The organism is Nocardia sp. CDC160 (genome assembly GCF_035818795.1).
Lineage (GTDB): Bacteria > Actinomycetota > Actinomycetes > Mycobacteriales > Mycobacteriaceae > Nocardia.
Map to the genome: position 1 here is coordinate 600,100 of NZ_JAYKYT010000002.1, position 13,481 is coordinate 613,580.

At 68.4% G+C, this 13,481-nt stretch carries 14 protein-coding genes; 7 read left to right on the forward strand and 7 right to left on the reverse strand.

From position 1 onward, the window contains the following. Window positions 1-47: 47 nt before the first annotated feature. A complete protein-coding gene (locus VMT40_RS10165) occupies window positions 48-860 on the reverse strand; it encodes a methyltransferase domain-containing protein (protein ID WP_326357734.1) in 813 nt (270 codons plus the stop codon). A gap of 151 nt (window positions 861-1,011) precedes the next feature. On the opposite strand from VMT40_RS10165, the gene VMT40_RS10170 reads away from it, so the two are divergent. Next, the gene (locus VMT40_RS10170; RefSeq protein WP_326357735.1) at window positions 1,012-3,798 is read left to right on the forward strand and encodes an ATP-binding protein; all 2,787 of its coding nucleotides are present in this window, start codon (window positions 1,012-1,014) and stop codon (window positions 3,796-3,798) included. Between the two features lie 64 nt (window positions 3,799-3,862). After that, window positions 3,863-4,387: an ester cyclase gene (locus VMT40_RS10175; RefSeq protein ID WP_326357736.1), complete on the forward strand. Its 525-nt coding sequence runs from the start codon at window positions 3,863-3,865 to the stop codon at window positions 4,385-4,387. Here the strand turns inward: VMT40_RS10175 and VMT40_RS10180 are convergent. Continuing rightward, window positions 4,384-4,791 carry a hypothetical protein gene (locus VMT40_RS10180; RefSeq protein WP_326357737.1) on the reverse strand — a complete coding sequence of 136 codons (408 nt, stop codon included), beginning with the start codon at window positions 4,789-4,791 and terminating at the stop codon, window positions 4,384-4,386. The two genes, VMT40_RS10175 and VMT40_RS10180, sit on opposite strands and share 4 nt — an antisense overlap. 283 nt (window positions 4,792-5,074) lie before the next feature. On the opposite strand from VMT40_RS10180, the gene VMT40_RS10185 reads away from it, so the two are divergent. The 3 genes from VMT40_RS10185 (at window position 5,075) to VMT40_RS10195 (ending at window position 6,944) form a co-directional block, all read left to right on the forward strand. Then, entirely contained in the window at window positions 5,075-5,920 is an 846-nt protein-coding gene (locus tag VMT40_RS10185) for a sigma-70 family RNA polymerase sigma factor (RefSeq protein WP_326357738.1), read from the forward strand. Window positions 5,921-6,013: 93 nt separating this feature from the next. Continuing rightward, entirely contained in the window at window positions 6,014-6,460 is a 447-nt protein-coding gene (locus VMT40_RS10190) for a DoxX family protein (protein ID WP_326357739.1), read from the forward strand. Window positions 6,461-6,509: 49 nt separating this feature from the next. Beyond that, entirely contained in the window at window positions 6,510-6,944 is a 435-nt protein-coding gene (locus VMT40_RS10195; RefSeq protein WP_326357740.1) for a DoxX family protein, read from the forward strand. A 13-nt stretch (window positions 6,945-6,957) separates the two neighbouring features. On the opposite strand, the gene rlmN is transcribed toward VMT40_RS10195, so the two are convergent. Then, window positions 6,958-8,067, reverse strand: a complete 1,110-nt coding sequence (gene rlmN / locus VMT40_RS10200; protein WP_326357741.1) for a 23S rRNA (adenine(2503)-C(2))-methyltransferase RlmN — start codon at window positions 8,065-8,067, stop codon at window positions 6,958-6,960. Window positions 8,068-8,146: 79 nt separating this feature from the next. Here rlmN and VMT40_RS10205 point away from each other — a divergent pair, with 79 nt between their 5' ends. Next, complete coding sequence (locus VMT40_RS10205) at window positions 8,147-9,367, forward strand: lipase family protein (protein ID WP_326357742.1); 1,221 nt, start codon at window positions 8,147-8,149, stop codon at window positions 9,365-9,367. A 98-nt stretch (window positions 9,368-9,465) separates the two neighbouring features. Further along, complete coding sequence (locus VMT40_RS10210) at window positions 9,466-9,780, forward strand: LapA family protein (protein ID WP_326357743.1); 315 nt, start codon at window positions 9,466-9,468, stop codon at window positions 9,778-9,780. 120 nt (window positions 9,781-9,900) lie between these two features. Here VMT40_RS10210 and VMT40_RS10215 read toward each other — a convergent pair whose 3' ends face one another. The 4 genes from VMT40_RS10215 to VMT40_RS10230 all read right to left on the reverse strand — a co-directional run bounded on the left by VMT40_RS10215 (window position 9,901) and on the right by VMT40_RS10230 (window position 13,459). Next, window positions 9,901-10,773, reverse strand: coding sequence for a phosphatidate cytidylyltransferase (locus tag VMT40_RS10215; RefSeq protein WP_326358562.1), 873 nt, complete (start codon window positions 10,771-10,773; stop codon window positions 9,901-9,903). A 272-nt stretch (window positions 10,774-11,045) separates the two neighbouring features. Then, entirely contained in the window at window positions 11,046-11,603 is a 558-nt protein-coding gene (gene frr / locus VMT40_RS10220) for a ribosome recycling factor (protein WP_326308863.1), read from the reverse strand. 61 nt (window positions 11,604-11,664) lie between these two features. Continuing rightward, window positions 11,665-12,399, reverse strand: a complete 735-nt coding sequence (gene pyrH / locus VMT40_RS10225; protein ID WP_326308864.1) for a UMP kinase — start codon at window positions 12,397-12,399, stop codon at window positions 11,665-11,667. Window positions 12,400-12,583: 184 nt separating this feature from the next. After that, window positions 12,584-13,459: a helix-turn-helix transcriptional regulator gene (locus VMT40_RS10230; RefSeq protein WP_326357744.1), complete on the reverse strand. Its 876-nt coding sequence runs from the start codon at window positions 13,457-13,459 to the stop codon at window positions 12,584-12,586. Window positions 13,460-13,481 lie beyond the last annotated feature (22 nt).

The window sequence follows — 13,481 nt, forward strand, 5'->3', positions numbered from 1 at the left end:
AAAACGCTTCCGAGGCGGGGTCGCGAATCACCTCCCCCACACCATGATCAAGGTCGGGGTTTGCGGCCCGCGACGGTGAAGCAGGTGACGCCGGTGCACAGCCAGCCTTCGCGTTCGGCCCGCTCGAGTTCGGCCCAGAAGTCGGAGACCTCGGCGGCGGTGGTCTCACCGTGGGCGACCATGGCCCGCAATCGGTTTCCCATGACGACGCGGGAGAAGGCGACGGTGTTGCGGACCACCCGCGGAAAGCAGCGGACGTCCTCGAGGTGCGCGTCGGTGAACAGGCGGGGCAGGTGACGGCCGATATCGCCGTGGGGTAGGTCGTCGGCGAGGGAGCGGGTCAGGCGGCGCACCAGATCGGTGTGCGAACTGCTGACGAAGATGGTCCCGGCGTCGATCTCGGAGACCACGAGGCGGCCGCCCGGGCGGGTGACCCGCACCATCTCGGCGAACACCCGTGCCGGATCGGGCACGACCGCGAGCACCCGGTCGGCGCAGCACCCCTCGACGGCCGCGCCGACCAGGTCCAGCGACTGGGCATCGCCCTGCTCGAAGCGCAGGGGCAGGCCCAGTTCTGCGGTCCGGCGGCGCGCCTCGGCCACCATGGCGGCGCTGATATCGATGCCGAGCACGCTGCCGCCCGCACCGACCAGGCGGGCGATTTCGGCTGCGTCGTCGCCGGGACCGCAGCCGACGTCCAGGACGGTCGATCCCGGCCGGGGCTCCAGCAATTCGAGAATCAGCGCCTTGATCGCGCGCTCGTCCGCGATGGTGCGCCGCTGATCCAGGAATCGAATGAAATAGTCGGGCGCATTGGCGTCCACCACGCCGAATGCACTCGGATCGCCGCTGCCGGTCATGGTCGTACCCCTCTCGATAGATCCGTACCCGCCGGTTCCAGTCTTCGGCAACGGTCGCAATCCGGAGTTTCAATCGCCTTACACGCCTGTCGGCGGATGCCCCCAACCGCGAGGGCGGACTCATCGGTTGCTTGTCGGATACCGTGGCGAGGTGTTGGTGTGTCGGGATCTCGGTTCGGTGGAGATCGAGGTGGACGGGGTCGCCCGGGAGGTGGGTGGGGCGGTGCCGCGGCGGCTGTTGGCCGCGCTGGCTGTCGGGGGTGGGGGTGTGGTCGAGGATTCGGTGTTGGCGGAGCTGGTTTGGGGGGTGGGGGTCAGCGATGAGGTGAAGAACATGATGCGGGTGGTGGTGCATCGGGTGCGGGGGGTGGTGGGGCGGGCGGGGGTCGAGCGCACGGGGCGGGGGTATGCGTTGGCGGCGCGGTTCGATCACGAGGTGTTCGCGGAACGGGTGGAGGACGGGCTGGGACGGCTGGGGGCGGGTGATCCGGCCGGAGCGGTCGGCGCGTTGGAGGAGGCTCTGGGGTTGTGGCGCGGTGAGCCGTTCGCCGAACTCGGGGATTCGCTGCATGTTTCGGGGATTCGGACGCGGCTGACCGAACTGCGGGGTGTGGCGTTCGAGGAGTTGCAGGCCGCGCGGCTGGCGTGCGGGGAGACCGCGCGGGCCATCGCGGCCGCGAGCGAGGCGGTCATCGAGACGCCGTTTCGGGAACGGCTCTGGGAATTGCTGGCTTTGGGGCTCTACCGCAGCGGGCGGCAGGCGCAGGCACTGGCCGAGCTGCGGCGGGTGCGCGGGCTGTTCATCGACGAGCTGGGTGTGGAACCGGGACCCGCGCTGCGGGAACTGGAGCGCCGGATGCTCGCGCATGATCCGGGGTTGCTGCCCGCGGCCGCGCCGGTATCGATCGAGGCGGTATCGGACACGGTCGCCGGTCCGGCCCTGGTCCGGCCGTCGACCCGATTCATCGGCCGCGCAAGGGAATCGGCGCTGCTGGTGGAGCTGCTGGAACGGTCGCGCCTGGTGACCATCACCGGTCCGGGCGGGGTCGGCAAGACCCGGCTCGTCATCGAATACGCCGCCGATCGCGACGACACCTGGCTGGTCCGGCTGGCCGATGTGCGCGAACCCGGCGCGCTGGTGTCCATGACCGCGGCGGCGCTGGGCCTGGCCGGGCCCGCCGCGGCCACCTCGACCGCGATCGGGCGGGCGATCGCGGACCGCACCGGGCTGCTCGTGCTCGACAACTGTGAACATCTGGTCGACGATCTGCCCGAGCTGGTCCTGCCGCTGCTGTCGCAGAGCCCCGGGCTGCGCATCCTCGCCACCGGTCGCCGACCCACCGGAATCGAAGGCGAACAGGTCTTTCCGCTCGCCCCGCTCGCCGTCGGGGAGGCGTCCGATGCGCTGGAACTCTTCTTCGAGCGTGCCCGCGCCCATCGCCCCGACTGGCGGCCGAGCGCTGCCGACACCGCCACCGCGCTCGAAATCTGCACCGTGCTGGACGGTCTCCCCCTCGCCATCGAACTCGCCGCCGCCAGGGTCCGCTCCATCGGCCTGCACGATCTCGCCGAGCGCCTGCGCGACCGCCTCGACGTCCTCGGCGCCACCCCGCGCGGTTCGATCTCGCCACACCCGTCCTTGGCGGCGGCGATCGGCTGGAGCATCGACCAGCTGCCCGACCCCGACCGCGCACTACTGCACCGACTCTGGCCCTTCGAAGGCGGATTCGATTGGCGGGCAGCCGAATCCGTCCGCGACGAGAACGCCACCGACGCGGTGTTCGCGAGCCTGGCCGACCTGGTGGACCGATCCGTCCTCACCGTCGACCTGACCTCCGGGCACGGCCGCTACCGGCTGCTCGAGACCATTCGCCGCCACTGCCGCCACCTCGATCCGAACCCGGCCACCTCCCTTGCCGCGCATGCCGAGTGGGCTCGGGCGCTCATCGCCGATCAGGCGGCCCTGTTCGCCGGACCGCGCTTCACCGACGCGGTGCGCACCCTGGTGCGAGAACTACCGAACCTGCGGGCGGCCATTGCCCACGATCTGGAACACGCTCCGCTGCACGCACTTCGGAGTACCGGAGCGCTCACCTATTTCTGGGTGACCGCCGGTGTGGTGCCGGAGGGCATGCGGCTATTGCGCGCGGCGCTGGCCGCCTGCCCGTCCGCGCCCGCCGCCGACCGGGCCCGCGCGCTGATCGCGCTGTCGCTGACCTCCGCGCACATCGGGGCGACCCGGTCCGCGCTGGAATACGCCGAGGACGCCCTCGCCCTGCTCGACGACACCGACCCGGACCACGACCTGCTGCTGCTCGAGGCGCATCTGCGGCGCTGCAATGCCCTGGCCGACCTGGGCGACACCACCGAGCTCCCGGCCGCCGCGAGCGCCTTCGCCGCCGCCTGCGTTCAGCGCGACACCCCCGACTATCTGCGGGCCACCGCGCTGTGGGGCATCGGCATCGTGGAATTCCAGGACGGCAAGCACGAGCAGGCCGTCGAAACCCTCACCCGCGCACACGAACTCAGCGCGCGCAGCGGATTCGTCTCGGGCGCGGGCATCACCGACCTGTTGGTCGCCTGGTGTCTGCTCGCCGATCCGGCGGCCGACCGACCGGTGCTGCGTCGCGCCCTTGATCTCCTGCTGCGCGCGGTGCGGTCCTTCGAACAGCAGCCGCATTTCTCCGACGAGCTGGCCGCCGTCTACGCCGGAAGCTACGCCCTCGCCCGACTCGGCCACGGCGACAGCGCGATTCGCCTGCACGCCGCGGCGCTCGCGCACGCCGACCGGCTCGGCACCGATCCGAGCCGCTACCTCGGTTTCGCGGGCCCCGACCTGATCGATCGCGTCCACCGCACCTTCGACACCGTCACCGCCGATCCGACACTGTCCTGGACCGACATGATCGCCCTGTTCACCGGCACCGCCGAGCTGTAATTGTGGTGAAACAGGCCCCGAATACGGTCGAAGGTCATTGCGAACCACCAGGAAGGGGACTCCCATGACGCACACCTACTCGGGTGTTCACGAGATCGCCGTGCGCTGCATCCGCATGATGGGCGACGGCACCCGCGAGGAGTTCGACGAACTCGTCCACCCCGACGCCGTCAACCGCGAGGCCAAGGCCGAACCGCCCGCCGCCCGCGGCCGCGGACCCGCCGCCGTATGGGCCAGCGCCCAATGGCTACGCGGCGCGTTCGCCGACCTGCACTGGGAAATCCACGACATTGTCGGCACCGGCGACCTCGTCGCCGTCCACACCACCATGTCCGGACGCCAGATCGGCCCGTTCATCGTCTACGACGACAACGCCCGCCCCGTCCAAGCCTTCCCCTCCACCGGAAAAACCTTCGCCGTCACCCAGTCCCACTGGTGCCGCATTGTCGACGGTCAACTCTTCGAACACTGGGCCAACCGCGACGACCTCGGCCAAGCCACCCAATTGGGTTGGGTCCCACCCACTCCCCTCTACATCGCCCGCATGCAGGCCGCCCTGCGCCGCGCCCGCCGCGAGTCCGCCTCCTAGCAGTGACTGCTCTTCCACGCGCTGAGCTTGCCGACCAAGGCGTCCACCACCGGGGTATTGATCTGATCCTGCCCCTTGTGCTCGAGATGCCCATAGATCACGGCATTCAACTGCGAGTAGTTCGCGATGACCTCGGTCGGCGCATGCTCCCGATAGGAACTGAGCCGCAACTCCACCGCATGCGGATCACCGGGCTCCTGCCCCTGCTGCAGCGCGTGCACCATATCGATCTCGTACTGCACCTCGGTACAGGCATCCCCCGTACCCCCCGCCTGCACCGAACTCGGCGCGGCCCCCGAAGTCTTCCCCGCGGCAACAGAACTCGTCGTCACACCCCCCTGCGGCGCGGCAACGGTCGTCGACGACGACGAATGATCACTGCCGCAACCACTCAGCACGGCCACGGCGGCACCCAAGACGAGGCAGGCACTAACGCTGCGGTACAAAACATCTCCCAAGAGTTCGAACGAGCGGATCGTCCCGCCATCCTGAACCCTCGCGATTACACCCGCCTTACAACGCCGCGAACGGCCAGCATCCGCCCCGTCGGCCCTTGACGAGATCGGTGACGGGATACACGATTGTCCCCAGTCCTGCGGTCATGATTCGCTCCTTGGTTCGCAGTGCCGTTCCGGTTGTTCGCTCTGGTTCATCTATCTGACGGGCGAAATCGGAAGAGTGTGACAAGTGGACGAGATTGTTCTCGCGCAGCGCTTCGAGGAGTACCGGACACACCTGCTCGCGGTGGCCTACCGGATACTCGGCTCCGGCAGCGAGGCGGACGACGCGCTGCAGGAAACGTGGCTGCGGTTGAGTCGCGCGGATACCGAGGAGATCGAGAACCTGGGTGGCTGGTTGACCACGGTGGTGGCGCGGGTCTGCCTGACAATGCTCCAGTCGCGCCGGACCCGCCGCGAGGAGCCACTGGACGACCACGAATACGAAGAGCTGGCCGTTGGCCCGGAACATGAAGTGATGCTCGCTGATTCGATCGGGCGAGCGCTGCTCGTGGTGCTGGACGAGCTCTCGCCGCCGGAGCGGCTCTCCTTCGTACTGCACGATGTCTTCGCCGTCCCGTTCGCCGAGATCGCCCCGATCCTCGGCAAAACCTCCACTACGGCAAGGCAATTGGCCAGCCGTGCGCGCCGCAGGGTGCAGGGCGCACGCGCGGTCGCCGATCGCGATCGCCAGCGTGAGGTGGTGGAGGCATTCCTGGCCGCCTCGCGCGGCGGCGATTTCGCGGCATTGCTCACCCTGCTCGATCCCGAGGCGGTGCTGCGGGTCGACGGCGCCGCGCTGGCCACCGGAGCCACGAACGCTTTCGGCGCGCGCGCCGTCGCCGAAACCTTCTCCGGCCGAGCCCAAGCCGCCACACTCGCGCTCGTCGACGGTCGCGCCGGACTGGTCTGGGCGGTCGGCGGTGCGCCGCGGGTGGTCTTCGATTTCACGGTGTCCGACGGCCGCATCGTGGCCATCGACCTGCTCGCCGACCCGGAGACGATCGACCTGATGGAGCTGCAGCCGCAGCCGTGATCCCGCCACCGCGTCACATCCCGGCCGCCACGCCGGTCATGGAGATGACGGCGGGGCCATCCCGGTCCCGCCGACGACGCAGGGAGAACCATCATGCGGATGAACAAGGCCCGCTGGATCGGCTACTGGACCACCACCGTGGTGCTCGGCTTCGTATGGATATCCGGCGGCGGCGCCGACCTGATACACCGTGACGGCACCGAGGGCGGCATGGTCGCCCTCGGCTACCCCACCTACGTGCTCACGATCCTCGGCTTCTGGAAGATCCTGGGCGCACTGGCCATCCTGGCGCCCAAATTCCCGCTGGTGAAGGAATGGGCCTATGCCGGAACGTTTTTCGAACTGACCGGCGCCTTCGCCTCCCACCTCGCCTCGCACTCGGCGGTGAGCCACCTGATCTACACCGGCACCTTCGTCCTGTGCGCGATAGCCTCCTGGGCCCTGCGCCCCGCCGACCGCATGCTCGACATTCCCGCACTGCGCCGCCTGCGCCCCACCGACGATCACACCTCGGTCCGGGCACCCGTGCCGACCGCCTGAGGGCGGCACGAATCACGAGGGAACCCGTCGCCTGTCACATTTCGGCCGTGTGAGTGGTCATGGCGGTATGACTATTGCGCACACCTGGCCCGGATGGGTCGCGACCGGTTTCCTCTGGTTCCTCGCCCTCGAGTTCACGATGGGGGCGGTGACCAAGTTTTGGCCCGGGCCAACGTTTTTCGGGCCCGCGTACTCGATCAAATTCGCGGACTGGGGTTGGCCCAGCTGGTTCCGGTTCGTCGTCGGCGGGATCGAGGGCGCTTGCGCGCTGCTGCTGGTGATCCCGTTCCACGAGGCGCGATTCCTTGGCGCCGTGGTGCTGATACTCGTGCTGACCGGCGCCGTGGTCACGCACATCATCAATCACCACGGCCCCAAGGAAAGTTTCGCGGCACCGGTGCACCTGGCCATCATGGCGATCGTCGCTCTCGCCACCTGGCCGACGCACTGGACGGACGTCGTTCAGCCTGGGCAATGGTCGTAGCCGACCGCGAAACCTAACCCTCCGCGGCGAGCTGGCCGCAGGCGGCCGCGATCTCCTGGCCGCGGGTGTCGCGGACGGTGCAGGTGACGCCCTGGGCCTGGACTCGGCGGACGAATTCGTCTTGGACGGGCTTGGGGCTGGCGTCCCACTTGCTGCCCGGGGTGGGGTTCAAGGGGATGAGGTTGACGTGGACCAGGGGGCCCAGGGCCTTGTGGAGCTTCTTGCCGAGCATGTCGGCTCGCCAAGGCTGATCGTTGATGTCGCGGATCAACGCGTACTCGATCGAGACGCGGCGGCCGGACTTGTCGGCGTAATACCTTGCGGCGTCGAGGACTTCGGCGACGGGCCAGCGATTGTTGACCGGTACCAATGTGTCTCGCAGCTCGTCGTCCGGGGTGTGCAGGGAGACAGCCAGTCTCACCGACATGTTCTCGTCGGCCAGCTTGCGAATGGCGGGGGCCAGGCCGACGGTGGAGACCGTCACCGAGCGCTGGGAGATGCCGAAACCGTCCGGCGCGGGAGAGGTGATGCGGCGGACCGCGTTCACCACGCGCTTGTAGTTGGCGAGCGGCTCACCCATGCCCATGAAGACGATATTGGACAGGCGGCCGGGACCGCCCGCGACCTCGCCGTCCCGCAGGGCGGCCGCGGCGGCGCGGACCTGGTCGACGATCTCGGCGGTGGACAGGTTGCGGTCGAGGCCGCCCTGGCCGGTGGCGCAGAACGGGCACGCCATGCCGCATCCGGCCTGCGAGGAGATGCACAGCGTATTGCGGTCCGGATAGCGCATGAGGACCGACTCGAGCAGGGTGCCGTCGTTGGCCTTCCACAGCGACTTGCGGGTGGTGCCGTCATCGCACTCGATGTGGCGAATCTCGGTGAGCAGCCGCGGAAACAGCGCCTCGGCGACCTTGGCGCGCATGGCCTCCGGCAGATCGGTCATCTGCTCCGGATCGGCGACCAGCCGACCGTAGTACTGCCGCGCGATCTGATCGGCGCGGAACTTGGGCAGCCCGAGCTCCTCCACCACCGCCTTGCGCTCCTGCGAATCGAGGTCGGCGAGATGCCGCGGCGGCATACCGCGACGCGGGGCATCGAAAACGAGGGGCAAGGGGGTAGTCATAACCCGACCAGTGTACGTACCGACATTGTCCGGATTCGCTACCGGCCGGATCGGTACCGCTGACATAGGGTTGCGATCCGTGCCCGACATCCGACGAATCGGCGTTTTCCTGGGCGGCACCGCGCTGCTGATCGCCCTCGGTGTGAGCGTCTCGCCCGCGCGGCCCGAACCCGTCGCGCCCGACGACGACCCGTTCTATTCGGCGCCCTCCGATATCGCCGAGCACGCGCCGGGTTCGCTGCTGAACCACCGCGAGATCTCGATCTTCGGTCTGCCGATCCGGGTTTCGACCTGGCACCTGCAATACCGGACCACCGGCCCCGAGGGGCGACCGGTCGCCGCCGTCGCCACGGTCATGGTGTCCGCATCACCCTGGCCCGGTCCCGGCGCTCGACCGTTGCTGTCGTATCAGGTCGCCGAGGACAGTCTGGGCACCCGCTGCGCCCCGTCGTTCGCGCTGCACGGCGGTCGGGATTCGGCGGTCTCGAGCACCGCGATCGAGACGCCGTTCATCGTCGACGCGTTGCGGCGCGGATGGGCCGTGGTCGTGCCCGACTACCAGGGTCCGGAGTCGCGATTCCTCGACGGCGCGAATTCCGGCCGCGCCGTCCTGGATGGCATCCGCGCCGCCCGCACCTTCGCGCCCGCCGGTCTGAGCGCGGCGAGCCCGATCGGTGCGTGGGGCTATTCCGGTGGCGCGTTCGCCACCCTGTGGGCGGCCCAGTTGCGCCGCACCTACGCGCCGGAACTCCCCATCGCCGGTGTCACCGCGGGCGGAATTCCGACCGATCTCGCGACCATGGCCCGCAACGCGGACGGCGGAGCGCAGGCGGGGTTGAGCATGCTGATCGTCCTGGCCCTGATTCGCAACGCGCCGGGCTCCGAGCTGGCGGGCCTGCTGAACGACCGCGGCCGGGCCGCACTGTCCGAGGCGGCGGGCTCTTGCGGACTGGACCTGCTGACCCGGTACTCCGACGTCCACCTCGACGAGTACTCGAAAACGCCCGAGCTGCTGTCGCAGTCGGCGTTCGCCGCGGCGGCGCGACAGCAGGAGCTGGGCGACGACACTCCCGATATGCCGCTGTACCTGTACCACAGCACCACCGACGAGACCATTCCCATCGCCGGGTTCGACACGCTGACGCAGCGCTACTGCGGCCCGAAATCGACGGTGATCGCCCATCGTTCGGGTGCGGCCGGACACAAGACCACCGCGCTCGTGGAGGCGCCCGGGGGCATGGCCTTCCTGGCCGACCGTTTCGCGGGCGAACCGCTGGCGCCCGGATGCTCGGTGTCATAGCCGGGATCCGAGGCCCACGCCGGACGATCCGGGACCCGCGCCGAAACGCGGGTTCGGGCCCGCGCGGGTGCGCTGCGCTCGTCACATACGATCTTGCTATGACAACCGCCGTGCCAGACGCCGGGGCGGATCCGACCCCGAGCAAGGGAAGTTCGAAGCACAAGGGCGCACTCAAGACCCGCGCCGGTTATGCGTGGATCGGCCTGGTCATCGCGGCCTTGATCGGCATCGCGCTGCTGGTCTTCATCCTCCAGAACCTCGAACAGGTCAATGTGACCGTCTTCGCCTGGGATTGGAATCTCCCCCTGGGCGTCCTGGTCCTGCTGTCGGTGATCGCGGGTGCCCTGGTCACCGCCCTCATCGGCGGCTACCGCATCCTGCAACTGCGGCGTGCCGCGAAGAAAGCGAAGTAACACGAAGGGGTCCGGGGGCTTGGCCCCCGGGGATTCCCGCTAAAGGGGTCCGGGGGCTTGGCCCCCGGGTTTCCCGTTAAGGGGGTCCGGGGGCTTAGCCCCCGGGTTTCCCGTTGCTTTTCAAAGCAACGCGGTCAATACCAGCCAGGAGACGAAGGCCGACGGCAGCATGGAGTCCAGTCGATCCATGATGCCGCCGTGGCCGGGCAGCAACGTGCCCATGTCCTTGATGCCCAGCTCCCGCTTGATCTGCGACTCGATCAGATCGCCGCTGGTGGCCACCAGCACCAGGCCGACGCCCAGCAGCACGCCGATCATCGAATTCGCCTGCAGCAGCAGCGTCACCGTGAGCAGCCCGCCGATCACGCAGAACACCAGCGAGCCGCCGAAGCCCTCCCAGGACTTCTTCGGGCTGATGTGCGGCACCATCGGATGCTTGCCGAACAGCACCCCGGCCACATACCCGCCGACGTCCGAGCAGACCACCAGGATCATGAAGGTCAGCACCCGCAGATTGCCCTTGTCCTGCGACAGCATGAGCACCGCGAACGCCGCCAGCAGCGGAATCCAGATCAGTGTGAACACCGAGATCGCGGTGTCGCGCAGGTAGTTTCGCGGCGTCGCGCGCAGGCCGTGGTCGAAAAGACGCCACACCATGAGCGTCAGCGCCGTCGCCCCGAACGCGCCCAGCACGCCCTGCGGACCGACCGGCCAGGCCAGCCACACCACCGCCTGCCCGCCGACCAGCAGCGGAATCCGCGGCACCAGCACATCGGCCTCGCGCAGCCGCTTGGTCACCTCCCAGGTGGCCACCGCGATCGCCACCGCGATCACGCCGACGAGCACCTTGGGCGCCCACAGCAGAATCGCGATGAGGGACAGCCCGAGTCCGAATCCGACCGCCAGCGCCGCCGGAAGATTGCGTCCCGCCTTCGACTTGGGCGCGCTCGGCTGCCCCGCCGCGCCGGGCTCGCCACCCTGGCCCGACTCGATGCCCTCGCCACCCTGGCCCGACTCGATGCCACTGCCCGACTCGATGCCATTTCCGGACTCGATGCCATTGCCGGACTCACCGCCCGGCGTGGCCGAATGTGTGCCCGACCCGGCCGCGGCCGCCGCGGGTGCGGTCGGCACGGTGGCTTCCTCCGGCTTCTCGCCGGTGGCGGCGATCTCTTCGGCCACGATTGTCCCGTCGCTCAACTTGTCGTCCGTTCGTCCCTACCCCCGGCCGAAACTCGGCCGTCTCAGCACTCCAACAATGAGCACTAGACCTCGAGCAGTTCGCTTTCCTTGTGCTTCACCAGCTCGTCGACCTGTGCCACGTACTTGTCGGTGGTCTTCTGCAGTTCCTTCTCCGCGCGGCTGACCTCGTCCTCGCCCGCCTCGCCGTCCTTCTGGATGCGGTTGAGCTCGTCCATGGCCTTGCGGCGGACATTGCGGATGGCGACCTTGGCGTCCTCGCCCTTGGACTTGGCCTGCTTCACCATCTCCCGGCGACGCTCCTCGGTGAGCTGCGGGATGGCGACGCGAATGATGTCGCCGTTGTTGGTGGGGTTCACCCCGAGATCCGAATTGCGGATCGCGGTCTCGATGGGCTGCATCTGCGCCTGCTCGTACGGCTTGATCACCACCATGCGCGGCTCGGGCACGGTGATCGAGGAGATCTGGGTGATCGGGGTCATCGAGCCGTAGTACTCGACCACGATCCGGGAGAACATGCCCGGATTCGCGCGACCGGTCCGAATGGAACCGAGATCGTCCTTCACCACCGAGACGGCCTTCTCGAACTTTTCCTCGGCGTCGAAGAGCGCTTCTTCAATCACGGCGTTTCCTCCACTGCGTCATGGTTCTTGTCGTCGGTCACGACCGGGTCCTTGTCGACGGTCACGACCTGACCAGGGTGCCGATCTTCTCACCGGCGACAGCGCGGGCGATGTTTCCCTTGGTCAACAAATTGAACACCAGCATCGGCATCTGGTTGTCCATACAGAGACTGAAAGCGGTGGCGTCGGCGACCTTGAGGCCGCGCTCCAACGCCTCCTTGTGGGTGATCTCGGTGAACATGGTGGCGTCCGGATCCTCGCGCGGGTCCGCGGTGTAGACGCCGTCCACGGCCTTGGCCATGAGCACCACCTCGGCGCCGATCTCCAGCGCGCGCTGGGCCGCGGTGGTGTCGGTCGAGAAGTAGGGCATGCCCATGCCCGCGCCGAAGATCACGACGCGGCCCTTCTCCAGGTGCCGCTTGGCGCGCAGCGGCAGGTACGGTTCGGCGACCTGACCCATGGTGATGGCGGTCTGCACCCGGGTGTCGATGCCCTGCTTCTGCAGGAAGTCCTGCAGCGCAAGGGAATTCATGACGGTGCCGAGCATGCCCATGTAGTCGGAGCGGGCGCGTTCCATGCCGCGCTCCTCGAGTTCCGCGCCACGGAAGAAGTTGCCGCCGCCGATCACGACCGCCACCTGGACGCCCTCCGAGACGACCTCGGCGATCTGCTCCGCGACCATCTGCACCACATCGGGATCGAGACCCACCCGGCCACCGCCGAACATCTCGCCACCCAGCTTGAGGAGAACTCGGCGATAGCCCTTGCGATCGGGGGCGGTATCCGGGTCCGTCATCGGTCTCCTTGTCTTCGCGGTCGCGCGTGCGCAGGCACATGAAAAGACCATCCCGGCCGACGAATTGCACGGGACGGCAACAAAGCTTCATCTATCCTGCCTCACGCACGGTCACGACGGTGAGCCGACCCTCGATACCGGCTCCCGATTCGTGACATTTCTGTGGGACGTCCACGGTGACTCGTCATTCCGCCGCCAGCAGCGTCGCGATTCGTTCGGCGGCGACCGGCGTGGCGGGAACCTGCACCACCATGAGCAGGAACGGATTCTCCACCGGACGCACCTGGAACACCTCCAGTTCGATCAGGCCCGCGCGCGGATGCCGTACCCCGATGGTGGCCGGACGAAACCGGCGCACCGGATACTCCGACCACCAGGCGCGGAATTCCGGGCTCTCCGCGATCAATCCGGCCACCAGCTCGGTGAGCCGGGGATCGCTCGGGCGGCGGCCCAGCGCATCGCGCAATTGGCTCAGCACCGCCAGCGCCGCGCCCTCCCAGTGCGCCATGCGCATGCGATTCGTCTTGTCGGTGAACATCATCCAGAGCAGATTGCGACGGCCCGGCGGCAGATCCAGGGGATTGTCGCGGACCCGCACATAGGCTCGATTCCACACCAGGTAGTCGAAATCCTCGTCGTAGACGCTGGCCGGATTGGGCATGACGGCGTCCACGAGTCTTTGCAGGCGGGCGCGGTCGGCGGTGGCGTGCTGGTCCTCGGGTTCGGACAGCCCGGCCAGGAAGCGCAGGTGGCGGTGCTGGTCGGCGTCCAGGCGCAGGGTTCGGGCCAGGGCGTCGATGACCTGGCGGCTGGCCTCCACCTCGCGGCCCTGTTCGAGCCAGGTGTACCAGGTCAGGCCCACGCCGGACAGTTCGGCGACCTCCTCGCGGCGCAACCCGGGCGTGCGACGACGGGCGGGATCGCCGTAGGGCACCAACCCCACATCCCGAGGCTGCAGGCGAGCCCGCTGCGCACGCAGGAATTCACCAAGTTGAGCATGCCGCGACGGCGGCGAACCGGACCTGCCGTTCGCGGCGGAAGCGTCGTTGCCGCTTACCATTTCGGCGTCCCCCTGGAGGCGT